Source organism: Streptomyces sp. NPDC020780 (assembly GCF_044334475.1).
GTDB lineage: Bacteria > Actinomycetota > Actinomycetes > Streptomycetales > Streptomycetaceae > Streptomyces.
Window position 1 is genome coordinate 172,331 of record NZ_JBIRTB010000013.1, and the last position, 22,810, is coordinate 195,140.

Genomic DNA, 22,810 nt, shown 5'->3' on the forward strand with positions numbered 1-22,810 from the left:
GCCTGCCCGGTCCCCCGCCGGGCACGCCTCTTTGTGTCCCAGGACACAGCGCCACGGCAGTCCGAGCGGGCCGCCACAGGAGCCCCGGACCGCGGGGCCCGGGCCTCGGGCTAGAGAACCGGCCGCAGGCCCAGCGGTCCCGCGATCTCCTCGGCCATCACGCGGCCCGCCTCCTCGGCCAGGTCGCCGTCTCCGGGGTCCTGGTCCGTGTCCAGGCCGTCGAGCTCCTGGAGGGGCTGGTTGAGCCTGATGTGGGCGATCAGGGACTGGAGCGCGCGCAGGGCAGCCGACGCCGTGGAGCCCCAGTTGGAGAAGTAGGAGAACTGCCACCACCACATGGCTTCCGCCGTGCGGTCCGCCTCGTAGTGGGCCAGGCCGTGGCTCAGGTCGGTGACGAGGTCGGCCAGGTCGTCGGAGATGCGGTGCGGGACCGGGGGCTTGCGGGGCTCGTACGGGTCGAAGACCTCGGAGTAGACGTCGATCGGCTCCAGGAGCTCCGCGAAGCGCTCGCGCAGGCCGTCGGCGTCCGGTTCGGCGCCCAGGTCCGGCTCGTAGCGCTCGTCCGGGAGGATGTCCTCGTACGCGCCGAGCCTGCCGCCGGCCAGCAGGAGCTGGGAGACCTGGAGGAGCAGGACGGGGACGGCCTCCTCCGGCTCCTCGGCCTTGGACACCTCGCTGACCGCGACGATGAATGTCTTGATCTGGTCCGCGATCTGGACGGCGAAGTCGTCCGGGTCCTGCGTGACGGAGTTCAGCGTGGCGTCAGACATCGAGGAGACCTCCCGTGGGCACGGTCGCGAACGGTGGGTAGAACATAACGTCGCCGGACATAAAGCGGAGATCAGCTGCCGGGCCACGCCCTGCCGGACCGCACGCCGCCGGGGCGTGCGCCGGGGGGCCGTACGCCCCCTGCCCGCACTCCGCCGGGTCACACATCGAGCAGCCGCCTCCCCTCGAACGCGCGGCCGAGGGTGACCTCGTCCGCGTACTCCAGGTCGCCGCCCACCGGCAGTCCGCTGGCCAGCCGGGTCACCCGCAGGCCCATCGGCTTGACCATGCGGGCGAGGTAGGTGGCGGTGGCCTCGCCCTCCAGATTGGGGTCCGTCGCCAGGATCAGCTCCGTGACGGAGCCGTCGGCGAGGCGGGCCAGCAACTCCCTGATGCGCAGGTCGTCGGGGCCCACGCCCTCGATCGGGCTGATCGCCCCGCCGAGCACGTGGTAGCGCCCCCGGAACTCACGGGTCCGCTCGACGGCGACGACGTCCTTGGGCTCCTCGACCACGCAGATGACCGTCCGGTCCCGGCGCGCGTCCCGGCAGATCCCGCACTGCTCCTGCTGGGCGACGTTGCCGCAGATCTGGCAGAAGCGGACCTTGTCCTTGACCTCGAGGAGCGCGTGCGCGAGGCGGCGTACGTCGGTGGGCTCGGCCTGCAGGACGTGGAAGGCGATCCGCTGCGCGCTCTTGGGGCCGACGCCGGGCAGCCTGCCCAGTTCGTCGATGAGCTCCTGAACCACGCCTTCGTACAACGGAACGCCTTTCCTTGTCCCCGCTCGTACCGTAGCGGGTACGAGCGGGTAGCTGTAGGGGTCAGAACGGGAGGCCCGGCATGCCGCCCAGGCCCTGGGCCAGCGGGCCCAGCTTCTGCTGCTGGAGCTGCTGCGCGTTCTCGTTGGCCGCCTGCACCGCGGCGACCACGAGGTCGGCGAGCGTCTCGGTGTCCTCCGGGTCCACCGCCTTGGGGTCGATCACGAGGGACCGCAGCTCGCCGGAGCCGGTGACGGTGGCCTTCACCAGGCCACCGCCCGCCTGTCCGTCGACCTCGGTCCTGGCGAGCTCCTCCTGGGCCTCGGCGAGGTCCTGCTGCATCTTCTGGGCCTGCTGGAGCAGCTGCTGCATGTTGGGCTGGCCACCACCGGGAATCACGGTCACTCCTGGCACATCGACGACGGAATGTTTCGGTATGCCGAGCCTACGTGTTCGCCGGACGCCGCGCTCCACCCGTGGAGACCAACTCTTTCGGGTGAGATCTGGAAAGCGTCTGCCGTGCTCCTATACCTGACCAGAGGCCGTACGCACGCGGCAATCCCGCGATTCCGACCCCACCGCCCACCATTCGGCGGTAGGAAGAGGATGCGTAACCGTACGCACACGCCCACCGCAGGTAACGCAGAGTTACACGAACGGGGCCCGGGTCATATGCCGGTTCCACCCCGCCCGTGTCCGAGAACCGTGCCGAGCCGCGTCGATACGCGCCGAACGCAGAATGCAGAGGAGTGCCCCGGTGAGTCAGCCGGAGATGCAGCCCGAGGGGCCGCCCCGCAAGGAGCCCGGCGCGGGATCCGGCGCGAATACCGGAACGGAGCGGTCCGGTTCGCGCTACGGTACGGACCCGCAGGACCTGACCGGTCGCGCCTTCCCGCTCGGCGACTGGGGCGAACCGGCCGAACGGCTCGACGAGCTGTACCGCTGGGTCGAGGAGGGTGCCCTGCGCACCGCCGCCTGGTATCTGCGGGACCGGGTCCGCAAGCGGCGCACGGCCAGGCTGCTGCGGCTCGGTACGGCGACCGGCGTGGTCGCCGGGGTGGCCCTCCCGCTGCTGGACCTGACCGGGGACCTCGCAGGGTCGGCCGGCTGGGGCTATCTGGCGCTGCTGCTCGGGGCGGCGTGCATGGCCTGTGACCGGTACTTCGGACTGACCTCCGGCTGGATAAGGAACCTGGCGACGGCGCAGGCCGTGCAGCGGCGCCTGCAGGCGCTGCAGTTCGACTGGGCCTCCGAGTGCGTACGGGAGGTGCTCGGGCCGACGGAGGGCACGGCCAGCGAGGCGGCGGAGCGCTGCCTGGGCGTGCTGCGCCGGTTCTCCGAGGACGTCACCGAACTCGTCCGCATGGAGACCGCGGACTGGATGGTGGAGTTCCGTGCCGGACCCGCGCCGATGGGGATGCAGTCGCTGATCTCGGGGGCGGTCGGCGGCCGTCAGGAGCAGGGCGCCCATCCTGGCCGGCTCACCATGCCCGCGGTGGCGCGGCCGAACATGCCGCGGCAGCGGCCGCCGGAGCCGCCCCGGTGAGCGGAGCGCGGGCCGGCGGTTCCGCCCGGCGGCGAGCCGGGCGGAACCGCCGGCCACCGGCTGCCCGTCCCAGGCCGGCCCGTGACCCCCTCGGTGCGTGACCGCTCGGCCCGGCACCGCCCGCCGGTCAGCTGAAGACGATCATCGAGCCCTGGGCGAGGCTGCGGGTGGCGGCCGCGTGCAGACCCAGCCAGACGTGCCGCTCACGGGCGAACGGGCTGTCGTCGTACGGCACCGTCGCGGACCGCTCCTCCAGCTCGGTCGGACCCGCGGGCGGGTGCGGGGCGGCCGGCGGGTTGGCCGGGTCGATGCCGATGGACGGCCCGACGAACTCCAGCTCCCGCAGCAGGCCGTGCGAGGAGCCCAGCGGTCCGCCGCCCTCCAGCAACCGGTCGGTGGAGAGCGGGACGGGGAAGTCGAGCGGGACGTACGCGCCGGCGTGGTCGTAGTGCCAGACCAGGTGCGACTGCTGGGCGCTCTGCTCGAACATCTCCAGCAGCTGCTCGTAGTCCCCGCCCAGCTCGTCGACGGGCGTGACGGCGAGCCCGCTCAGCTGGAGCAGGTAGGCACGGCGCAGGAAGTGCAGGGCGTCGTAGTCGAATCCGGCGACCGGGGCTACGTCCCCGGTCAGGCCGGGCATGTACGCGTAGACGGGGACGGGGGGCAGCCCCGCGTCGCCCAGCGCCTTGTCGTAGACGGCGATCTCTTCGGCGAACGGATTGTCGGGGCTGTGGCACAGCACATCGACGAGGGGGACCAGCCACAGGTCACAGGCCACGAAGTCTCGCTCTCCAACGGGTTCACGCGGTGGTCGGGACAGCGTAATGCGACCGGGACCCCGCGCACAGGGCGCGGTCGGGAGCGGTCGGGGCCCTGACCGGCCGCCGGAGGACTCAGCCGCCGTGGCCGGGGTGCGGGGGGTTGCCGGCGGCCAGCCGGTCCGCCCAGTCGAAGCCGTGCGCGGAGTAGGCGTCGAGCACCGCGCGCACCGCGTCGCCGTCGGCCGCCGTGATCGCCTCGACCAGCTCCTGGTGGCCGCTCCACAGCCAGTCCCGCACGTCGGCGTCCCCGCGCAGGTACGGGACGGAGAACACCCATGCCTGCACCCGGAGACGGTGCAGGAAGTCGGTGAGGTACACGTTTCCGACGACCGCGCCGAGCTCCCGCCAGAAGCGCAGGTCGTAGCCGATGAGGATGTCGAGGTCGCCGCCGCGCGCCGCTCGTGCGGCCTCCTCGGCCCGGCGGCGCACGGAGACCAGGGCGGCGCGGTGGGCACCCAGCAGCTCGGCCGCACGACCCGTACCGTCGAAGATCCGCCGGAAGACCCCGTCGATGACCAGGGCGCGGGCCTCCACCATCGACCGGTAGTCGGCGACGGTGAACTCGCGCACCCGGAAGCCGCGGTGCTGGTCCGATTCGAGCAGCCCCTGTGCGGAGAGGTCGAAGAGCGCCTCGCGTACGGGCGTCGCGGACACCCCGTACTGCTCGGCGATCTGCTTCACGGTGAACTCCACCCGCGGCCGGAGCCGCCCCGCGAGCACCTCGTCGCGCAGTGCGCCGGCGATCTGCTGTCGCAGCGTGTTGCGGGTCACGCCTCCGCTCGCGCCCATGACGCCCCCTCCCGTTCTCGGCTTGGGTCACCTTAAGCCAGGGGGGTGTGCCCGGTTCCGGGCACGGGTGGGGGCGTCGGGCCGGGCGCCGGCGGCTGCTACACGGTGTGCTCGTCGGCGGCCGAGAGTGCCACGTCCAGGGCGGCCAGGCCCTCCTTGGCCTCCGCCTCGGTGATGTTGCAGGCGGGGACGACGTGGGTGCGGTTCATGTTCACGAAGGGCCACAGGCCGTTCTTCTTGCAGGCGGCCGCGAAGGCGGCCATCGGGGCGTTGGCCTCGCCGGTCGCGTTGTAGGGGACCAGCGGTTCGCGGGTCTCCCGGTCGCGGACCAGTTCCAGCGCCCAGAAGGCGCCGAGGCCCCGGACCTCGCCGACGGACGGGTGGCGCGCGGCGAGCTCCCGCAGCCCGGGACCGAGGACGTGCTCACCGAGGTGGGCAGCGCTCTGGACGATCTTCTCGTCCTCCATCACCCCGATCGTGGCGACGGCGGCGGCGCAGGCCAGCGGGTGCCCGGAGTAGGTGAGCCCGCCGGGGTACGGGCGGGACTCGAAGGTCGCGGCGATCTCGGCGTTGATGGCGACGCCCCCGAGCGGTACGTAGCCGGAGTTGACGCCCTTCGCGAAGGTCATGAGGTCCGGTACGACGCCGTGGTGGTCGGCGGCGAACCACTTCCCGGTACGCCCGAAACCGGCCATCACCTCGTCGAGGACGAAGACGATCCCGTACCGGTCGCAGATCTCGCGCACGCCCGCCAGGTAGCCGGGCGGCGGGTTCATGATGCCGGCCGTGCCGGGCACGGTCTCCAGGACGACGGCGGCGACGGTCGACGGCCCCTCGAAGGCGAGGGTGTCCTCCAGGTGCTGGAGTGCGCGGGCGCACTCCTCGGCCTCGGTGCTCGCGTGGAACGGCGAGCGGTAGAGGAACGGCGTCCAGAAGCGGACGACGCCCGCCGATCCGTTGTCGTTCGCCCAGCGGCGCGGGTCGCCGGTGAGGTTGATCGCGGTGGAGGTGGCGCCGTGGTACGAGCGGTAGGCGGAGAGCACCTTCGTACGTCCGGTGTGCAGCCGGGCCATGCGGACGGCGTTCTCGACGGCCTCGGCACCGCCGTTGGTGAAGAAGATCTTGTCCAGGTCGCCCGGGGTGCGCTCGGCGATGAGGCGTGCGGCCTCGGAGCGCGCCTCGACGGCGAACGCGGGGGCGAAGGTGATGAGCCTGCCCGCCTGTTCCTGGACCGCGGCGACGACGGTGGGGTGCTGGTAGCCGATGTTGGTGAAGACGAGACCGCTGGTGAAGTCGAGGTAGCGGTTGCCGTCGTAGTCCCAGAAGTGGGCCCCCTCGGCGCCGGCCACGGCGAGCGGGTCGATCAGGCCCTGGGCGGACCAGGAGTGGAACACGTGCGCGCGGTCGGCGGCCTTCACGGCCGCACCGGCGGCGGGGTCGACGTACGGGGCATGAGGGGTCATGCGGCGAGCGTAGGCGGTGATGCGGCGGCGCTCCATGGCCACTGTGTATGTCCTGGGGCGCTGGGCTCGGCAGGGTGTCGGGCCCGCGCCCGCCTCCCGGGCCCCGGGCCTCGGCCGGCCGGTCACCCGCCCCTCCGGGGGAGGGGCGGCGGCGGCCCGGTCGTGCGGGGGCGGCTCCACGGCCGGACGCGGGGCCGAGCGGTGAGCGGTGAGCCGTAAGCGGTGAGCGGTGAGCCGTAAGCGGTGAGCGGTGAGCGGTGAGCGGACACCGCACGGTTACGAAAGGGCTCTGTGCCGCGAGGGAGCTGTGACACCGGGTACGCCCGGTGGGAGGACGCCGGTATGTGGGCTACCGGCGAGGCCGCCGGCGGTGCGGGGGCGAGAGCCCCGGGCACCGGGGCATCCCCTCGGCCACCCGGACGGAAGGCCGGGGGCCCGTGAGGGGCCGGTGCCGGTGAGCGGCAGGGCCGCCGAACCGGCCGCGGCGGACCTGCGGGACCCGGGGGCCGTGCGCGGAGGCCGTCTCCGGCCCACGGCCCGGCAGCGGAGCGCCGGGGAGGCGGCGCGTCGCCCGCTGCGGACGGGCGGTCAGATCAGGCCGACCTGCATGGCGCGGGCCCCGGCCTGGAAGCGGCTACGCGCGTCAAGTGCCTCCATGGCGGAGGCCACGTCGTTGCGTACGGTGCGGACGCTGCACCCCAGCCGCCGGGCGATCGCATCATCCGTGAGGCCCTCGGACAGGAGACGCAGGACGATCTCCGAGCGGGGGCGGCGGGTCGGGGCGACGGGCTGCCGCCCCGTCTGCCGTACGGTCGCCCCGCGGTCCCAGAACCGCTCGGCGAGGGCGCTCAGCCGCTCCAGTTCCGCCGCGGACCGTACGACGCGGATCGCCCCGTTCTCGTCGACGACCACGGCGACCGCGTTGTCGATGATCACCGCGCGCGGCGGAAGGGTGCCCACCGAGCGCAGCGCGGCGCCCTCCTGCGTCAGCCACTGGGCGTGGGCCATGGCGCCCGGCGCCTTGATGACCGAAGAGGCCCACACCGCCCGGAGCTTCGCGCCACGCCGCAGCGCCATGTCCACGACGGGGCGCGAGAACTCGAAGCCGCCCTGACGGTAGTGGGGGACGAGGAAGACGACCTCGCGCTCGACCTTGGCGACCAGCCGCTCGATCATGACGGACGCGTCGTGGCGGTTCTCGCCACCCTCGCCGGTGTCCCCGAAACGTTCCGCCTGCTCGTGCAGGGCGATGAACCGGCCGATCCGTACCGGGCAGGGCTGCGGCGAGCGGCCCTCACGCATCCGGGAGGCCAGCAGCGTCGGCAGGGCTATGCACGGCTCCACCGCCCGGTACGCCGTCCCGTCCTCTCCGGAGGCACTCGCGAGGCCGTCGGCGCGCAGCGCGTCGAGCACCCTCGTCACCTGGTCCGCCGGCCACGCGAGCGTGTGCGCCAACTCCCGGGTCCGCCACGCCGCACGCTGGAGCAGCGTGCGGTAGACAAGCTCCGACCGCACATCCAAACCGATCCCCGTATCAGCCACGTCAACCTCTCGGCAGTTGCTTCTTCCGGGCAGAACCGCGCCCCCTTGACGTGGTCAACTTAGGCCGCCTCCAGCACAGTCCGTATGTTCGAGAACCGATTTCGACAGCTTGGTGCCACGGCCACGCGGGTTCCCCTCTCCCACGGCCGGGTACACGGCACAACCGGTCATGCATCATGCGGCGTCGGCGCCGTCGCATCCCGAAGCGAAGAGCCCGGTTCCGGCCAAGGGGAGAGAAACGCCTTGCAGGCGCCGGGGCCGGTGGCCCACGGGGCGCGGGCCGGGTGCGGGCCTCCCTCCGCGCCCCTCGCCGGCACCCGGTCCGGCGGCCAGGACGGCCGACGCGGGGCGCACGGGCGGGCAGGTGTCCGTCCGGTTCCCGGCGTGACGGCATCTGCACGTTCTTGCCAGGGACCTCACCTCGTCCACTTCTGCGGTTTCCTGTACCGGGGCCGGGTGGAGAGGTTTCTCCGCAGCCCCGGACAATGGCCGCCGGCGCCGGGAGAGCGGCACAGCCCACCAGCCGGCCGGCCCGGCCCGGCGGCTGAACGGCCCGCACCCGCACCCCACATGGACTCCGGTCCGGGAAAGGCTCCCCCCATGCAGCACACAGCGTTCCTGATCCTGATACCCGTCCTCTTCGTGTTCACCCTGGCCGGCCTCTCCATGGGCGCCCGGCGCCTGCTCGGCATCAGGATCGGCAAAATACGTGCCGCGCTCGCCGGCACCGTGGGTGTGCTGGCCACGATGCAGATCATCTCGGCCATGGGGCCGAGCAGCCACCGGCCGGCGATGACCTCCGTGCAGGTGGGCTGCGGCATCCTGGTGACGATGATCTTCCTGGCGGCCTCGGAGGTCATGCTGCCCAGCAGCACGCTGTCCGACCTGGTGCGGCTGCCCGGGGTGCTGCGCCGCCGCGTGGTGCGGACGCGCCGTTACGCGGAACTCAGCGCCATAGCCATGCGCAACGGCCTCTCCCCCTCGCTGCGCGGCCTCTCCCGAGCCGGCTCGGCGAAGGGGACGGCCGCCGGACGCCGGCACTCCGCGCAGCAACTGCGGCGGGCGCTGGAGGAGGCGGGCGCGACGTTCGTCAAGCTCGGGCAGATGCTCTCCACCCGCTACGACCTGCTCCCCGCCGAGTACGTCGAAGAGTTCTCCCGCCTCCACCACCAGGCCGCGGCGGAACCCTGGGTCCGGGTACGGGAACTGCTCACCGAGGAGCTGGGCCGCGAACCGGATCTCGTGTTCAGCGAGTTCGACCCGAAGCCCCTGGCTGCCGGATCGATGGCCCAGGTGCACCGGGCCCGGCTGATGGACGGTCAGGAGGTCGCGGTGAAGATCCAGCGTCCCGGCGCCGGGCAGGTCGTGGAGCGCGATCTGGACATCCTCTTCCGGCTCAGCCGCAAGCTGGAGGAGCACACGAGCTGGGCGAGGAGCATGGGCCTCGGTGAGCTGATGAACGGTTTCGCCGTCTCGCTCCACGAGGAGCTTGACTTCCGGACCGAGGCCCGCAACATGGCCGCGATCACCGCCGCGGCCGAGGCGTCGGGATCCGTCTGCGCGATCCGCACACCGCGCGTGTACGAGGCACACAGCAGCAGGCGGGTGCTGACCCTGGAGCGGCTGCACGGCGTTCCCCTCAGTTCCGCCAGGGAGACGATCGCCGAACGCGGGCTGGACGGTACGAAGCTCGCCGAGCAGCTGCTCGACTGCATCCTCGAACAGATCATCCTCGGCGGGGTGTTCCACGCCGACCCGCACCCCGGCAACGTGCTCCTGCTGAGCAGCGGCGAGCTCGGGCTGCTCGACTTCGGTTCGGTGGGCCGGCTCGACCGGAGGATGCGCTCCGCGCTGCAGGACCTGCTGCTCGCCCTGCACCGCAACGATCCCGCGGCGCTCAGCGACGCGCTCCTGGAGGTCGTCGACCGTCCGGAGCAGCTCGACGAGAGGCAACTGGAGCGGGCGCTGGGGCGGTTCATGGCGCGGTACCTGAGCCCCGGGAGCACCCCGCACCGCGACATGTTCTCCGAGCTGTTCCTGCTCGTCGCCCAGCACGGTCTGACCGTCCCGCCGGAGGTGGCCGCCACCTTCCGTGCCCTGGCCACCGTGGAGGGCACCGTCGAACGGCTCGTGGCGGACTTCGACATCGTCGCGCAGGCGCGTACGTTCGCCGCCGCGCGGGTGCGCGAGCAACTGAGCTACGAGCGGGTCAAGGAATCACTGATCGAGGAGGCGCTCTCGCTCACCTCGGTGCTGCGCCGGCTGCCGCGGCGGGTGGACAGGATCAGCAGCGCGGTGGAGGGCGGCCGGCTGGGGGTCCGCATACGGCTGCTGGCGGACGAGCGGGACCGGCGCTTCGTGCGCGGTCTGGTCCACGACGTGCTGCTGACGTTCCTCGGCGGGGTCATCGCCCTGGTCGGCGCGGTACTTCTGAGCATCGACGGCAAGCCGACGGTCATCGGGTCCGTCTCGCTGAGCCAGCTGATCGGTTACAACCTGCTGGTGGTCAGCTTCATCCTGGTGCTGCGGGTGGTCTTCTCCATCTCCCGGGGCCGGCACTGAGCACGCGCGACGGCCGGGAGGCGCGGTGTGCGCCTCCCGGCCGCGGGCGGTCGGTACCGGTCAGGGGGTGACGCGTCCGTGGGTCACAGCACCTTGAAGGAGCGGTTCGCGATCGGCGCGCACACGGCCACCAGGACGCAGGAGACGCCCACGGTGGTGAGCAGCTCCGTGAGCGAGGCCTGCCCGGCGACCATGCTCCGCATCGCGTCGTTGGCGTACGAGATGGGGTTCGCCTCGGCGACGACCCGCAGCCAGACCGGCATCGACTCCGGGGAGACGAACGCGTTGGAGGCGAAGAGCAGCGGGAAGGTGCAGAGCGTGGTGATCATGCGCAGGACGTCACCGTTGCGCAGCACGGCGGCCAGCGCGATGAAGATCCAGCTCATGGACCAGCCGACGAACAGGCTCAGGAGGATCGAGCCGACGACACCGAGAATCCCGCCGGGCGGGTTGAAGCCGAAGATCAGGGCGGCCAGGACGGCCACGGCGATCAGCTGGTAGAGGGACCGCGCGGCGTCCGCGAGGCTCCGGGCGAGCAGCACGCTGAACCGGGAGATCGGCATCGTGTGGAAACGGGTGATCACGTCGTTGCGCAGATCGTTGATGAGCCCGTTCCCGGCCTGGGCACCGGCTGCGACCGAGGTGATGATCATGATCGCGGGGGCCAGCCCGGCGATGTACGACAGGTCGCTCCCCTGGGGGGCGACGGTGTCGCCGAGGGCGCGCAGCACGCCGCCGAACATCAGCAGCATGACCAGCGGCTCGATGAACGTCACGATGAGCACGCCGGGCTGCAGGTAGGGCCGCACGGAACGGCCCGTCAGGGCGAGGGTCTGGGTCAGCAGGTTGCTGCCGCCCCACTCCTCGGACACGCTCAGGGTCGGCCGGGTGGTCGGGCGGGGTGTGGCTTCGGCGTCGATGACCGTCATCGGGACGCTCCTTCTTCGGTGAGGGGGATCGGGACGGTCACGCGGGCACCGGTGTCCTGCCGGGCTCATGGGTGAGCTTCAGGTAGACGTCGTCCAGGGTCGGTTCGGAGAAAGCGAGTTCGGCGATCTCGGTGTGCGCGTCACTGAGGATGCGTACGACGACCGCGAGGTCCGCGGCTGCCGCCACCGGGGCGCTGAGCGCCGTCCCCGACTCCTGCGGTGTCGCCCGGATGCCGGCCGCCTCCAGGGCGCGCACCGCGGCCTCCATGTCGGACCGCGTCGCCAGCGTCACGGTCACCAGGCGCTGGCCGACCTCGGCCTTGAGCTCGGCCGGGTTGCCGCCGGCGACCACGCTTCCCGCGGAGAGCACGGTGATCTGCTCGCAGAGGCGGTCGGCCTCCTCGAGGTACTGGGTGGTGAGGAGCACGGCGGTGCCGTCCTTGGCGAGCCGCTCGATGGTCTCCCACACGCCGATCCGGGCGTTGGGGTCGAGTCCGGTCGTCGGTTCGTCGAGGAAGATGACCCGGGGTCCGCCGACGAGGCTGGCGGCGATGTCCAGGCGCCTGCGCATGCCTCCCGAGTACTGGAGCACCGGACGCGTCGCCGCGTCGGTCAACTCGAACAGCTCCAGGAGTTCGTTCGCGCGGGCAAGGGCCTGCCGTCGGCTCGCGCCCAGCAGGCGGGCGACCAGCGCGAGGTTCTCCCGCCCGTTGAGCTGCTCGTCCACCGAGGCGAACTGCCCGGTGAGGCCGATGCAGCGGCGGACTTCCTCCGCTTCTGCGGTCACGTCGTAGCCGCAGACCCGTGCGGTGCCGCCGGTCGGCTCCAGCAGGGTCGAGAGGATGTGCACGAGGGTGGTCTTGCCGGCGCCGTTGTGGCCGAGCAGACCGTGGATCGACCCCTCGGGAACCGAGAGGCTGACTCCGTTCAGCGCCTTCACGTCACCGAAGGACTTGACTACGTCGACTGCCTGAATCATGGGTTTGGCCACGTGCTCGGCCTCCGTTGCTGTTTCCGGTGGCCCGATGGCTGGCCCCGGTTCGGATGTGTGCTCGGAAAAGCCACCGCCGCCGGGTGGCGATCGTAAAACCGTGGGGCGGCCGGAACCGGGGCGCTGCAGGTTGCGGAAACCCGGATCTCTCCGGCGCCCCGGTGGGTCAGCCGGCCGGGGCCTCGCTGATCCGGGCCGTGCGCGGGCGGGCCATGCGCACGTAGTCGTCGGTGGGCAGTGCCATCGACAGGTCGAGCCGGGCGGCGTTGAAATACAGCACGTCGTGGCGGAGCAGGTCCTCGTCGACGATCAGCTCGAGTTCGGGGTGGAAGGAGAAGGGGATGATGGAGCCGCTGACCGAGCCGGCCAGCCGCTCCGCGGTGTCGCGGGCCGCGAAGCCGGCCTTGCGTCCGCCGGCGAGCTCCGCGATCCGGCCGAGGTCGACGCGCCGGTCGCCCGGCACGACGGCCAGTACGTACCGGCAGGTCCGCTTGGTCGGACGGGCCGCCACGACCAGGGACTTGGCGCTCTGTGCCAGCGCGTGCCCGCGCAGCGCGCTGGCGGCCTCGGTACGGCCCTCCGGCGCGTGCGCGATCATCCGGTAGGCGGCGCCGTGCAGGTCCGCCAGCTCCCGCAGCCGCACGTAGGCGGTCCGGCCGTCCGGCACGGCGCCGTCCAGGTCGTCCGGTACCGCGCCGCGCGGTTCGTCCGGTGCGGCGTGGTACCGGACGGCGGGCGCGGCCGCGCCCGCACGGCCGGGAGGGTGTCCGGTCGCCGTCACGTCACACCCGGCCGGGACTCATATGGTGATGCCGCCGTCGATCTGGAGGACCGACCCGGTGATGTAGCCGGCGCGGTCGCCCGCGAGGAAGGCGACGAGGTCGGCGACCTCCTCGGCCCGGCCGAAGCGGCGCAGCGGGATCTGCTTGGCCGCGTCCTTCTTCACCTTGTCGGTGAGTTCGGCGGTCATGTCGGTCTCGATGAAACCGGGCGCCACCGCGTTGGCACGGATGCCGTAGCGGCCGACCTCCTTGGCGAGCGCCTTGGTGAAGCCGATGATGCCCGCCTTGGACGCGGAGTAGTTCGACTGCGTCGCGTTGCCGTAGACGCCGGCGACGGAGGACACGTTGATGATCGTGCCGGACTTCCGCTTCATCATCTCGAAGATCACCGCGCGGTTCACGTGGTAGACGCCGTCGAGATTGGTGTCCAGGACGCTGTGCCAGTCCTCGTCGGACATCAGCAGCAGCGGGTTGTCGCGGGTGATGCCGGCGGAGCAGACCACCACCTCCACGGCGCCGAGTTCGGCCTCCGTCCTGGCCACCCATTCCTTGACGGACGCGGCGTCGGTGACGTCGACCCGTACCGCCAGGGTGCGCACGCCGAGCTCGCCCGCCTCCTTCTCCAGGGCCAGGGCGGCCTGCTCGTTGGACTGGTAGCAGAAACTGACGTCGTGGCCCTCGGCGGCGAGCCGCAGGACGACGGCCCGGCCGATGCCGCGCGATCCCCCGCTCACCAGGGCTACGCGGGCTCCGTTGTCGTCTGTCATGACGTGTCTCCTGGCCGGCTGCCGGTCAGCGGGGCGCTGTTCCGGGCGGCGTGTTCGGGGTCGAGTTGTTCTTGCGGGCGGAAGGCCACGGTGACGGAGCCGATGGTCAGCACCGGCTCGCCGCCGCATCTGCTGACGCCTTCGAGGACCAGCGTGTCGTTCACCGCGCGCTGCAGCCGGACGTGGTGCTCGAGCACGTCGCCGGGGAACACCCGCCGGTGGAACTCCACGTCCCGCAGCGAGCCGAACAGCATGGTCCGGCCCTCGGCGGGGCCTTCGCCCGACCGCGTGGCCAGCAGGCCCGCGGTCTGGGTCCAGGACTCGAGCAGCAGGAAGTCCGGGTAGGCGAAGTCCGCCTCCGCGGGCGCGGCCCCGAGCCGCGCGTACCACGGTTCGTTGAGCGTGACCGCCTTGACGGACCGGATCTCGTCGGCATCGGCCGTGAGGATCCGGTCGACCAGGAGCATCGGGTAGCGGTGGGGCAGCGCGGCGCGTACGGCCGCGGGGCCGGTCACGCCGCCGCCTCGCGCCGGTAGTGGAGGCGGGCCGAGGCGGCGGGGCCCCGGCCGGTCGCCACCTTGGCGCTGCAGCGCCAGCCGGCGTCGCGCGCCTCCCAGACGAGCTCGATGTCCAGTACGTCGCCCGGGTGGACCGCGGCCAGGAAGCGGCCGGACTCGACCGCGGCGAGCCGGAGTCCGGCCGCGTCGGGCGGTACGGAGGCCTCCGCGGCGGTGCGCACGCACTCCAGCACGCACACGCCGGGGAGGATCGGGAAGTCCGGGTAGTGTCCGGCGAAGACGGGTTCGTCCGCGCCGATCGCCACCGAGTACCGGGCCGACCACTTCCCCGTGCCGGGGTCGTGGGCCGGCTCCCGCACCGCCTCCGGGCGGGCCAGGACCGCGGTGGTCACGGACGCTCCGTCAGCTTGCGCAGCACCTCGTCGTAGGCGCTGTTCAGCGTCCGCACCGTGCGCATCTCCTGCTCGGTGAACTTGATGCCGTACGTGCGTTCGAGTACGACGACGACCTCCAGGGCCATCAGCGAATCGACCCCGAGCGACTCCACGAAGTCCGTGTCGTCCCCGACGTCGGACACGTCGGCGTCGATGGTCTCGGCCAGCAACGTCCGCAGCTCTTCGCGATCGAGCCGGGCCACCGCGTCGATTGTCATGCTCTTCCTTCCGGTTGCGCGCAGGTTGTCCGGTCAGTCGGCGAGGAGGCGGAGCACGGCGCAGGCGACGATGCCGTCGTCGTCCACCGAGGAGACGACCGCAAGGCTGCCCGCAGGCCTCTCCCCCCGGCCGGCGGTGCTCAGCAGGGAGCCGATCTGGAACGCGGCGGAGGCTCCGGAGGTGTCTCCGACACCGTCCAGGGACGGGGCCCGGTCCAGGGCGTCCGCACCGAAGCGGGCGGTGAGCGCACGGCGCTCCTCGTCCCCGGCGTGGCCGGCGAGTCCGGAGGCCGAGACCGCCCACACGTCCTTCGCGTCGACACCCGCCCGCGTCAGCACTCCGTCGAGGCAGGCGTCCAGCACCGGGCGCAGCCCCGTGTCGAAGTACACCCGCGACTCCACGGCCAGTACCTCGGCCAGCGCGTCGCCCTGCCCGACGTCCGACGCGGATTCGAGCATGAACATGGCGCATCCCTCGCCGAGCAGCGCACCGGCGGCGTCCTCGTTCCGCCGGTGGTGGTCCAGCCACGCCCGCGCGTTCGAGAACTCCTCGGCCGCGCCGCACAGCACGGTCTCGGCGCGGCCCGTCCGCAGGAGACCGGCCGCATAGCTCAGCGCGGAGAGTCCGGCGACCCGGCCCCCGGCGATCGTGGTGTTCGGGCCCTTGAGCCGGTGCCAGATGGCGCACTGGCCGGCGGCGCAGTTCATCACCGCGTTCGGCATGAGCGAGGGGTCGACGTAGAAGGGCCGGTCTCCGACCAGGGAGGCGCGGGTGAAGTCCATCATGCTCTGGGCGCTGCCGGTGGTCGTGCCGAGCACCAGGGCGGTCTCCTCGTCGCCGCCCTTGCGCTTGCCCTCGCAGTCCCGCAGCAGGTCCCGGACCGCGGTGACGGCCAGCCCGGTCACCCGGTCCATGGACCGGGTGCCCTTCTTGCCGAGGACCTCGCGGAGTTCGAAACCGGGGACCAGGCAGGCCCGGTCGTCCGGTGCCGCCCACACGTCGGCGTCCAGTGCGGACGTGGCGCTCTTCCGGGCCAGCACGCCGGCCGCGAAGTCGTCCTTGCCGATGCCGTACGGCGACACCGCGGACCATGCGGTGATCACCGGCCTGTTGAGGGTCGCGGTCGCCCTCGCCGAATAGGTCATGGTCATTCCGTCCTGCTCAGTGTCCATGGGGCCGATATCTCGTTCAGGCCGCGCCCGGCTCGAGAGCCGCCGGGGCGGGCGGCCGCAGAACCAGCGCTGCGCTGCCGTCGTCGTCGTCGCTGCCCGCGACCAGGCACACCGGGCCGTGCGCGCCGGCTCGGAAGCCGCCGATCGCCGCCGCGGCCTGCACGAGGCCCAGCGCCCCGGACAGCTCGCCCCAGATCGCGGAGAGGTCGTGGCCCGGCAGTTCGGCGGGCAGCGCCCCGGCCGCGGCGCCGGAGGCGAACCAGGCGGTCGGCGGGGTGGGTTCGGCGGCGGCGAGCCGTTCGTACCCGGAGGCCAGGCCGGCCACCCGGGTGTGCCCGCCGATCACCGCGTGGACCGTGGCCCCGCGGGCCTCGGCGGCCTCGGAGCGCTCCAGCACGAGCGCCGCACCCCCGTCGGCCACCGGGCCGCCGACGAACTCGCGCACGATCTCGTTGTCGGGCTCCACGCCGATCACGACCGCCTGGTCGGCACGGCCGGAGCGGAGCAGGGCGGCGCCCCAGCGCAGCGCGTCGAGGCCGGAGCCCGGCCCGTTGCACACCATCAGGTTGGGACCGTGCAGCCCGAACTTGATCGCGACCTCGGAGGCGATGATGTTGCTGGAGGCGTTCGGGGTGTCCATCGGGCTCAGCCCGCGGGTGCCCTCGTCCGCGATGGTCCTGGCCACGCGGCAGGCCGTGTCCACGTTGCCCAGGTTGGAGCTCACGAGGACCGCCACCCGGTTGCCGTCGACGGTCAGCGCACCGTCACGCCACAGCCCCGCGTCGGTCAGCACACGCAGGCCCGCGACGAGTCCGAGCTGGGTCGCGCGGTCCTTGTAGCGCAGGCCCTTCTTCCCGAGGACCTCGGCGGGGTCCACGGAGCCCACGGGGGACGTGGCGGCCACCAGCGCGGCCGCCGAGTCGGCGCCGGGCAGGGCGACCCCGACGCCTGTGACAAAGATGCTCATGGTGCCTCGACAATCGCCACGGCGTTGATCCCGCCGAATCCGAACCCGTGTACCTGCGCCAGCGAGACCTGGTGCTCGGCCTCCTGGCCGCGGACCAGCCGGAGGCCGGCGGCCTCCTCGATCGGCTGTTCCAGCCCGATCAGCGGCGGGACCTTGCCCGTCGCCATCACCTGCAGGGCGGTGACCAGGCTCAGCACACCCGCCGAACCGCTGGTGTGGCCGGTCATCGGCTTGATGCCGGTCACCACCGGTACGCCCGCGTCGGCGCCGAAGACCTCGGCGTACGCGGAAGCCTCGACCAGGTCGTTGAGGGGCGTGCCCGTGCCGTGCAGCATCAGCAGGTCGATGTCGGCGGGCTTGGTGCCCGCGTGCCGGTGCGCCTGGCGGATCGCCTCTGCGACGTACTTCTGGTCGGGGGCGGTGGGGTGCTTGGCGTCGCAGGTCATCCCGACGCCGCGGAGCATGCCCCACAGCGCGCCGTCCGACGGAAGGTCCTCGCGGCGCAGGACGACGGCGGCCGCGCCGTCGCCCAGGATCGTGCCCTTGCGGTGGACGTCCAGGGTCCGCAGCGCGCCGGGCGGCTCCGGCTGGACCCGGTCGGCCAGGCCGAACATGCTCTCGGTGATCGAGTCGACTCCCGCGACGATCACGGTGTCGGCCTCGCCGAGCGCCAGCATGTCCGCGCCCAGGGCCAGTGCGTAGAGCGAGGCCGAACACGCGTTGGAGAAGGTGTGCGTGTCGGCGGTGCCGAACCGTTCGCGCAGGGCGGTGCCGAAGTGGAGCCGCTCGGGGCCGAAGGACACCCCGTCGCGCCACCACAGCTCGGCGGAGCGCAGCTCGCGCAGGCCGGTGCCGACGAGCACCGGGCAGTCCGACAGGTCGTCGCCGAGTCCGGCGTCCCGGGCCGCCTGGCCGACGGCGTCCAGCAGGAATCCGGTGGCGCGCAGGGTGCGGTCCACTCCCGGCTCGGGCCGGTCGTCGATCTCGAAGAGCTGGGTGCCGGTGTACAGGTCGTGGTCGAATCCGCGCATCGGCCCGAGGCCACCGCGCCCGGCGCAGAGGTTCCGGAAGATCTCCTCCGCGTCCCGGCCGATGCTCGCGACCGCACCGATTCCGGTGATGGGCAGCCTCACCGCTCACCGTCCTGGTACTTGCCGAGGATCACGATCGCGTTGTTGCCGCCGAAGGCGAGCCCGTTGTTCTGCACGATGCGCAGGTCCGCCTCGACGGACTCGTTGGGCACGCAGTCGATCTCGCACTCGGGGTCGGTCTCGCGGTGGTTGATGGTCGGCGGGATGAAGCCGTGGTACGCCGACAGGGCGCAGGCGATCGCGGCGAGCGCGCTGGCGGCGCCCATGGTGTGGCCGAGCATCGACTTCAGCGACACGGTGCGCGGCGGCGTGTCGCCGAACACGTCGTGGATCGCGCGGGACTCGGTGACGTCGTTGGCCTTGGTCCCGGTGCCGTGGGCGGAGATCAGGTCGACCTCCGACTCCTTCACACCGGCGTTCTCCAGGGCGATCTCCATGCACCGGGCGACGCTCGCCTGGTTGGGCGCGACCTGGTGGTAGGCGTCGCAGTTCATCCCGTAGCCGAGCACCTCGGCGTAGATGCGGGCACCGCGCGCCTGTGCGGAGGCGAGGCTCTCCAGCATCAGGACGCCCGCGCCCTCGCCGGTCAGGATGCCCTTGCGCTCGGAGTCGAAGGGGCGGCAGACGTCGGGGGCGATGGTGCCGAGTCGGTAGAAACCGGTGAACGTCTTGCGGCACATGGCGTCCGCGCCGCCGCAGAGCGCGTAGTCGACGGCGCCGGAGCGGATGGCGTCGAAGCCCTGGCCGATGGCGTAGTTGCCGGCCGAGCAGGCGGTGGCGATGGTCACCGCGTCGACGTTCGACAGCCCCAGTTCCTGGGCTGCGGCGATGGACAGCCGGTTCGGGGAGACCCGGCGGGCGACGGTGGGGTCCATGGCGGCGGGCCCGGAGGCGACCTCCGTCCCGACCAGCTGGTCGAGGTCGTAGGACTCACCGTCGGTGGTGCCGATCGAGATCATGCCGCGCTGGGCGCGCAGTTCCTCGAGGTCGACCCCGGCGGCCTCGACGGCCATGCGGGCCGCGGCGACCGAGAACGTCGTCGCCCGGCCCAGGGTCTCCACGGGCAGGTTGTGGATCCAGCGCTCCGGCTCGGCCCCCGTGATCTCGCACCCGTTGGCATGGGCGAAACCCTCGGTGTCGAACAGGGTGATCGGCTTGGCGCCGCTGCGGCCCGCGCGCAGGCCCTCGGCGAACTCATCGGCTCCGACACCGATGCTGGAGAACACGCCGAACCCGGTCAGCACGACCCGGGACGCCGCGTCGTCGCGCATCGCGTCAGAAAGGCTGTCAGACATCTATCTCCCTCGGTACGGCCTGGTTCACCGCGGGGACCCCGCGGGGTCACCACGGGTCGCCACGGAAAGGGGGGCGGGGGGAAGCATCGGACGGTCGGGCCGGGTGGTGTGCCGGGGCGGCGGGGGAGCCGGCGGTGTCGCCCGCTCCCCCGCGCCCGCTCTCGGCCGGCGGCCCGCCCACCGGTCCCGTACGGCCCTGGCGGGGGCCCGACGGCCGTCGCGGCTCCGCTCCGCGCTGCCGGAACGCCCAAATGTGCGGGTGCTCCCTCGCGGTGCAGTGCGGTGCGGTACGCCGCCCGCGGGTGCGGGCGTCGCCGTGCCGTGCGGTACGTCGCGTCCGGCGCGTGCGCCGGTCCACCAGGGGTGACGGAACCGCTCTACTTGGCGTCGATCGACTCCTGGACCACGGCGTAGACGCCGTCGAGGTTGACCATCCGCTCCAGCTCGGACTGGTCGATCGTGATCTTGAACTCCTTCTCGAGGCCCGCGAGGATCTCGATGGCGCGCAGCGAGTCCGCGCCGTACTCCTCCTTGAAGAGACCCTCGTTGGTCACCTCGTCCTCCTCGAGCTCGAGGATGTCGCAGACGATCTCCTTGATGCTGGCCTGCTGCTCGACGATGGTCGCGCTCATGGGAATCACTCTCAGTTCTTCAGAGATGGTGAATGCTTGACGTGATGCAGGGGTGTTCATCGGTTACCGCTCGGCGGTACGCGGGCGGTGACCCGCGTACCGCCCGATCTCAGCCGGGCGTGCCGGCCGGTTCCCGGGCCGCTGTGCCGGAGCCCGGGCGGGCCCGCCGGGAAGCGCCCCGGCAGACCTCCCTCGGGTCCCAGCCGTCCGGCCGGTCGGGGAGCAGGTCCGGGTCGCCGGACACCACTCCCTGCCGGCCGAGCGCGAGCAGCGGACGGCCGAGAATGTCGGAGGCGCACGAGATGCCGCCGAGCATGACGCCCGCGACACCGTTGCCCGCCTGGGTGCTGGCGCCGACCACGTGCAGGCCGGCGATGTGGGTCGCCGTGCCCGGCCGGGCCGTGCCGCCCCATTCGGCCATGCCGAAGGGGGTGCCGCCGGAGGAGAGGGTGTACCGCTCGTGGGTCAGCGGGGTCGCCGCCTCCAGGTGCGTGATGTGGCCCCGCAGCGGGCCGATGGCCTTCTCCGCCGCGCGGAGGGTGGCCTCGGTGAGTTCCCGCTTGCGGCGCAGGTACTGCGCGTCGCGCCGGTAGGAGGTGCTGTCACCCTCGATCCCGTCGGCGGCGCCCCACCACTCGTAGTCGGGCGGACAGAGCGTCATGACCTGGAGGTTGGCGTGGCCCGGTGGGCACAGAGCGCCGTTGCCCGGGTCCTTCAGCGAGGCGAACGAGCAGAAGAGGAAGGGGACTTCGCCTATGTCACCGGCGCGGGCCCGGTCGAAGTAGCCGTCGATGTCGTCGGTGTCGTACCACCACAGGTTGGCGTTCGGCCGGTCGCGCAGGTCCGTGTCGAGACCGAGGTAGAGCACCAGCCAGGGCATACCCATGCTGGCGTTCCTGGTCCGGTTGGCGAGGGACTTCGAGAAGTGCTCGGCGCCGACCAGGTCGAGCACGGTGCGGCGGTAGTCGGCGTTGGACACCACCAGGCCGGCGGTGATCGTCTCGCCGCCGTCCAGACCGACGCCCGTGACCTTGCGGTCCTCCACCAGGATGCGCCGCACCCGGGCGCGGGTACGGACCTCTCCCCCGTGCGCCTCGATGACCTCGACCAGGCCCGCGGCCAGCGTCTGGCCACCGCCGGCCGGGTAGTAGGCGCCGCGGAGGTAGTGGTCGGTGACGCTGGTGTGCCGGGCCACGGTCGCCTGACGCGGTGTCAGGCCGTAGTTGGGGGCCTGTGCCGCGAGCACCGTACGCGCCTTCGGCGAGAGGCCGCAGTGCTGGAACAGGTCGTCCAGCGTGCGCCGGCCCCACTCCCGGACAGCGACGGTGCCGTTCGCGATGTCCGCGGGCGACCAGGTGTGCGACTCGAACAGTGCCAAGCGCTGTTCCTCGCCGACGGCCTCGCAGATCCCGGTGAAGGTGCGCAGCCCCTCCGCCTCGTCCGGCATCGCGGCGACGAGCCGCTCCCGGTACGCGGACCAGCCGGCCGGCATGTCCACGGAGGCGCCCGGCACCCTGATGAGGTCGAAGCCGCCGCGGTCCATCTCCAGGAACTCGGTCCGGTCGCCGAGCCCGAGTCCGCCCAGGATGGACGGGATGACTCCGCCGGGGGCGCAGTCACCGAGGTAGTGGACCCCGACGTCGAACTCGTAGCGGCGCTTCCTGCGGAAGACGTGGCTGTTCCCGCCCACCACCGAGAACTGCTCCAGCACGAGGACGCGCCGGCCGGCGGCCGCCAGGTAGGCGGCGGTGGTCAGACCGCCCAGGCCGGCACCGACCACGACGGCGTCCCAGCTGCCGCCACCGGCCGGGCGCCGTGCGGCGCCGCCGGTGGCGGTGTCGTAGGGGTTGCTGTCCACAGTCGTCTCCTCGTCGCGTTCCGCGGATGCTTCTTCGGTACTTCGCCTGAGAGCCTGCGGGTGACCTCCGGTCGAGCCCAGGTCACCGACAGGCTCCGAGGCCGGTGGCCGCGTTCCGTGCCGCGGCCACCGGCCGGTATCAGCCGCAGCCGCCGGCGTGGCCCGCGTCGCCGCCGGCCGCCAGCAGGCCGGCGTGGGTCGCCGGGTCCGGGACGTCGGTCTTCCCGGCGACGGGCAGTCCGGCACCGCGCAGTGCCTGGACGAAGGGCGCGACGCGGTCGACGCCCCAGAACTTGTCCCGGCCGGTGATGAAGAACGGCACACCGAACAGGCCGTCGTGCGCCGACTCGGCGAGCAGGGCCGCGCCCCGCTTGCGCAGGTCCGCGTCCTGGGCCGCGGTGGACAGCCGTACGGCGTCCAGGCCCAGCTCCCGCGCGATGTCCGCGATCACCTCGGGCTCGGAGATGTTCTTGCCCTCCTGCCAGCGGGCGCGGTACGCCGCCGCCACGAAGTCCTTGCCCCGGCCCTCGTCCTCGGCCGCTATCCAGGCGAGGTGGGCGACCTCCCAGCACGGCTCGCGGTCGATGGGCCAGGTGATCTCGGCCAGTCCGCGCTCGGTGGCGAGCCTGCGGGTGTCCTGCAGGATGTAGAAGTTCTTCGCCCGGCTCATGGCGACGATCGGAAGGGTGACCCCCTCCTCGGCCAGCAGCCTCGCGGTCTCCTCGTCCGGCTCCCAGAACGGCAGCCACTCGATGGCGTCGAGGACCTCCGGGTGGGTGGCCATGAGATCGCGGTAGGCGAACCAGGAGTACGGGCTGCGCAGGGAGAAGTACCAACGCGGTGGGCGTTTAGCCATGGGGTTCCTCCGGGGCTCGGTCGTCCGGGGCGTGGATGTCCGGGACGGGG

The 22,810-nt window shown here is 72.3% G+C and carries 23 protein-coding genes; 2 read left to right on the plus strand and 21 right to left on the minus strand.

Going from position 1 to position 22,810, the window contains the following annotated elements; translation table 11 throughout:
• Positions 1 to 110: 110 nt before the first annotated feature.
• The 3 genes from ACH4VO_RS24620 to ACH4VO_RS24630 form a co-directional block, all read right to left on the minus strand.
• Entirely contained in the window at positions 111 to 770 is a 660-nt protein-coding gene (locus tag ACH4VO_RS24620; RefSeq protein ID WP_360991383.1) for a DUF5063 domain-containing protein, read from the minus strand.
• Between the two features lie 158 nt (positions 771 to 928).
• Positions 929 to 1,528: a recombination mediator RecR gene (recR, locus tag ACH4VO_RS24625; protein ID WP_360991386.1), complete on the minus strand. Its 600-nt coding sequence runs from the start codon at positions 1,526 to 1,528 to the stop codon at positions 929 to 931.
• Positions 1,529 to 1,589: 61 nt separating this feature from the next.
• A complete protein-coding gene (locus ACH4VO_RS24630; protein ID WP_307128929.1) occupies positions 1,590 to 1,925 on the minus strand; it encodes a YbaB/EbfC family nucleoid-associated protein in 336 nt (111 codons plus the stop codon).
• Between the two features lie 358 nt (positions 1,926 to 2,283).
• On the opposite strand from ACH4VO_RS24630, the gene ACH4VO_RS24635 reads away from it, so the two are divergent.
• Complete coding sequence (locus ACH4VO_RS24635; protein WP_360991389.1) at positions 2,284 to 3,072, plus strand: SLATT domain-containing protein; 789 nt, start codon at positions 2,284 to 2,286, stop codon at positions 3,070 to 3,072.
• Positions 3,073 to 3,199: 127 nt separating this feature from the next.
• Here the strand turns inward: ACH4VO_RS24635 and ACH4VO_RS24640 are convergent, their stop codons facing one another.
• The 4 genes from ACH4VO_RS24640 to ACH4VO_RS24655 form a co-directional block, all read right to left on the minus strand.
• Entirely contained in the window at positions 3,200 to 3,850 is a 651-nt protein-coding gene (locus ACH4VO_RS24640; protein ID WP_360991391.1) for a hypothetical protein, read from the minus strand.
• 115 nt (positions 3,851 to 3,965) lie between these two features.
• Entirely contained in the window at positions 3,966 to 4,682 is a 717-nt protein-coding gene (locus ACH4VO_RS24645; protein ID WP_360991394.1) for a GntR family transcriptional regulator, read from the minus strand.
• Between the two features lie 98 nt (positions 4,683 to 4,780).
• Positions 4,781 to 6,145, minus strand: coding sequence for an aspartate aminotransferase family protein (locus tag ACH4VO_RS24650; RefSeq protein ID WP_360991396.1), 1,365 nt, complete (start codon positions 6,143 to 6,145; stop codon positions 4,781 to 4,783).
• 588 nt (positions 6,146 to 6,733) lie between these two features.
• Entirely contained in the window at positions 6,734 to 7,660 is a 927-nt protein-coding gene (locus tag ACH4VO_RS24655; protein WP_398441375.1) for a LuxR C-terminal-related transcriptional regulator, read from the minus strand.
• Positions 7,661 to 8,287: 627 nt separating this feature from the next.
• On the opposite strand from ACH4VO_RS24655, the gene ACH4VO_RS24660 reads away from it, so the two are divergent.
• Entirely contained in the window at positions 8,288 to 10,249 is a 1,962-nt protein-coding gene (locus tag ACH4VO_RS24660; protein ID WP_360991401.1) for an AarF/UbiB family protein, read from the plus strand.
• A gap of 83 nt (positions 10,250 to 10,332) precedes the next feature.
• On the opposite strand, the gene ACH4VO_RS24665 is transcribed toward ACH4VO_RS24660, so the two are convergent.
• The 14 genes from ACH4VO_RS24665 to ACH4VO_RS24730 form a co-directional block, all read right to left on the minus strand.
• Positions 10,333 to 11,178 (minus strand): ABC transporter permease, encoded by an 846-nt coding sequence (locus ACH4VO_RS24665; RefSeq protein WP_079159582.1) that lies wholly within the window; start codon positions 11,176 to 11,178, stop codon positions 10,333 to 10,335.
• Between the two features lie 37 nt (positions 11,179 to 11,215).
• A complete protein-coding gene (locus ACH4VO_RS24670) occupies positions 11,216 to 12,157 on the minus strand; it encodes an ATP-binding cassette domain-containing protein (RefSeq protein WP_360991482.1) in 942 nt (313 codons plus the stop codon).
• Positions 12,158 to 12,335: 178 nt separating this feature from the next.
• Entirely contained in the window at positions 12,336 to 12,767 is a 432-nt protein-coding gene (locus ACH4VO_RS24675) for a YbaK/EbsC family protein (RefSeq protein ID WP_360991485.1), read from the minus strand.
• A 201-nt stretch (positions 12,768 to 12,968) separates the two neighbouring features.
• Complete coding sequence (fabG, locus tag ACH4VO_RS24680; protein ID WP_360991404.1) at positions 12,969 to 13,718, minus strand: 3-oxoacyl-[acyl-carrier-protein] reductase; 750 nt, start codon at positions 13,716 to 13,718, stop codon at positions 12,969 to 12,971.
• Positions 13,715 to 14,233, minus strand: a complete 519-nt coding sequence (locus tag ACH4VO_RS24685) for a beta-hydroxyacyl-ACP dehydratase (protein ID WP_360991408.1) — start codon at positions 14,231 to 14,233, stop codon at positions 13,715 to 13,717. The genes fabG and ACH4VO_RS24685 overlap by 4 nt, the downstream gene beginning before the upstream one ends.
• Positions 14,230 to 14,628, minus strand: a complete 399-nt coding sequence (locus tag ACH4VO_RS24690; RefSeq protein WP_360991410.1) for a hypothetical protein — start codon at positions 14,626 to 14,628, stop codon at positions 14,230 to 14,232. Before ACH4VO_RS24690 ends, ACH4VO_RS24685 begins: the two co-directional genes overlap by 4 nt.
• Positions 14,625 to 14,888, minus strand: a complete 264-nt coding sequence (locus ACH4VO_RS24695) for an acyl carrier protein (RefSeq protein ID WP_360991413.1) — start codon at positions 14,886 to 14,888, stop codon at positions 14,625 to 14,627. Before ACH4VO_RS24695 ends, ACH4VO_RS24690 begins: the two co-directional genes overlap by 4 nt.
• A 33-nt stretch (positions 14,889 to 14,921) precedes the next feature.
• Positions 14,922 to 16,061, minus strand: a complete 1,140-nt coding sequence (locus ACH4VO_RS24700; protein WP_360991416.1) for a beta-ketoacyl synthase N-terminal-like domain-containing protein — start codon at positions 16,059 to 16,061, stop codon at positions 14,922 to 14,924.
• A gap of 16 nt (positions 16,062 to 16,077) precedes the next feature.
• Positions 16,078 to 17,028 (minus strand): beta-ketoacyl synthase N-terminal-like domain-containing protein, encoded by a 951-nt coding sequence (locus ACH4VO_RS24705; protein ID WP_360991419.1) that lies wholly within the window; start codon positions 17,026 to 17,028, stop codon positions 16,078 to 16,080.
• Positions 17,025 to 18,161 carry a beta-ketoacyl synthase N-terminal-like domain-containing protein gene (locus ACH4VO_RS24710; RefSeq protein ID WP_360991422.1) on the minus strand — a complete coding sequence of 379 codons (1,137 nt, stop codon included), beginning with the start codon at positions 18,159 to 18,161 and terminating at the stop codon, positions 17,025 to 17,027. Before ACH4VO_RS24710 ends, ACH4VO_RS24705 begins: the two co-directional genes overlap by 4 nt.
• Complete coding sequence (locus tag ACH4VO_RS24715) at positions 18,158 to 19,414, minus strand: beta-ketoacyl synthase (RefSeq protein WP_069171841.1); 1,257 nt, start codon at positions 19,412 to 19,414, stop codon at positions 18,158 to 18,160. The genes ACH4VO_RS24710 and ACH4VO_RS24715 overlap by 4 nt, the downstream gene beginning before the upstream one ends.
• A 377-nt stretch (positions 19,415 to 19,791) precedes the next feature.
• Positions 19,792 to 20,046 carry an acyl carrier protein gene (locus ACH4VO_RS24720; protein ID WP_360991425.1) on the minus strand — a complete coding sequence of 85 codons (255 nt, stop codon included), beginning with the start codon at positions 20,044 to 20,046 and terminating at the stop codon, positions 19,792 to 19,794.
• Between the two features lie 109 nt (positions 20,047 to 20,155).
• Positions 20,156 to 21,904 carry an NAD(P)/FAD-dependent oxidoreductase gene (locus ACH4VO_RS24725; protein WP_360991428.1) on the minus strand — a complete coding sequence of 583 codons (1,749 nt, stop codon included), beginning with the start codon at positions 21,902 to 21,904 and terminating at the stop codon, positions 20,156 to 20,158.
• A 139-nt stretch (positions 21,905 to 22,043) separates the two neighbouring features.
• Complete coding sequence (locus tag ACH4VO_RS24730; protein ID WP_360991431.1) at positions 22,044 to 22,760, minus strand: DsbA family protein; 717 nt, start codon at positions 22,758 to 22,760, stop codon at positions 22,044 to 22,046.
• Between the last annotated feature and the right edge of the window lie 50 nt (positions 22,761 to 22,810).

What these genes read in the sequence shown, in the direction of transcription:
- ACH4VO_RS24620 (WP_360991383.1), bottom strand. Translation starts at nt 770, where the DNA reads ATGTCTGACGCCACGCTGAACTCCGTCACGCAGGACCCGGACGACTTC.
- ACH4VO_RS24675 (WP_360991485.1), bottom strand. Translation starts at nt 12,767, where the DNA reads ATGATCGCGCACGCGCCGGAGGGCCGTACCGAGGCCGCCAGCGCGCTG.
- ACH4VO_RS24705 (WP_360991419.1), bottom strand. Translation starts at nt 17,028, where the DNA reads ATGAGCATCTTTGTCACAGGCGTCGGGGTCGCCCTGCCCGGCGCCGAC.
- ACH4VO_RS24670 (WP_360991482.1), bottom strand. Translation starts at nt 12,157, where the DNA reads ATGATTCAGGCAGTCGACGTAGTCAAGTCCTTCGGTGACGTGAAGGCG.
- ACH4VO_RS24715 (WP_069171841.1), bottom strand. Translation starts at nt 19,414, where the DNA reads ATGTCTGACAGCCTTTCTGACGCGATGCGCGACGACGCGGCGTCCCGG.
- ACH4VO_RS24665 (WP_079159582.1), bottom strand. Translation starts at nt 11,178, where the DNA reads ATGACGGTCATCGACGCCGAAGCCACACCCCGCCCGACCACCCGGCCG.
- fabG (WP_360991404.1), bottom strand. Translation starts at nt 13,718, where the DNA reads ATGACAGACGACAACGGAGCCCGCGTAGCCCTGGTGAGCGGGGGATCG.
- ACH4VO_RS24730 (WP_360991431.1), bottom strand. Translation starts at nt 22,760, where the DNA reads ATGGCTAAACGCCCACCGCGTTGGTACTTCTCCCTGCGCAGCCCGTAC.
- ACH4VO_RS24695 (WP_360991413.1), bottom strand. Translation starts at nt 14,888, where the DNA reads ATGACAATCGACGCGGTGGCCCGGCTCGATCGCGAAGAGCTGCGGACG.
- ACH4VO_RS24660 (WP_360991401.1), top strand. Translation starts at nt 8,288, where the DNA reads ATGCAGCACACAGCGTTCCTGATCCTGATACCCGTCCTCTTCGTGTTC.
- ACH4VO_RS24650 (WP_360991396.1), bottom strand. Translation starts at nt 6,145, where the DNA reads ATGACCCCTCATGCCCCGTACGTCGACCCCGCCGCCGGTGCGGCCGTG.
- ACH4VO_RS24645 (WP_360991394.1), bottom strand. Translation starts at nt 4,682, where the DNA reads ATGGGCGCGAGCGGAGGCGTGACCCGCAACACGCTGCGACAGCAGATC.
- ACH4VO_RS24720 (WP_360991425.1), bottom strand. Translation starts at nt 20,046, where the DNA reads ATGAGCGCGACCATCGTCGAGCAGCAGGCCAGCATCAAGGAGATCGTC.
- ACH4VO_RS24700 (WP_360991416.1), bottom strand. Translation starts at nt 16,061, where the DNA reads ATGGACACTGAGCAGGACGGAATGACCATGACCTATTCGGCGAGGGCG.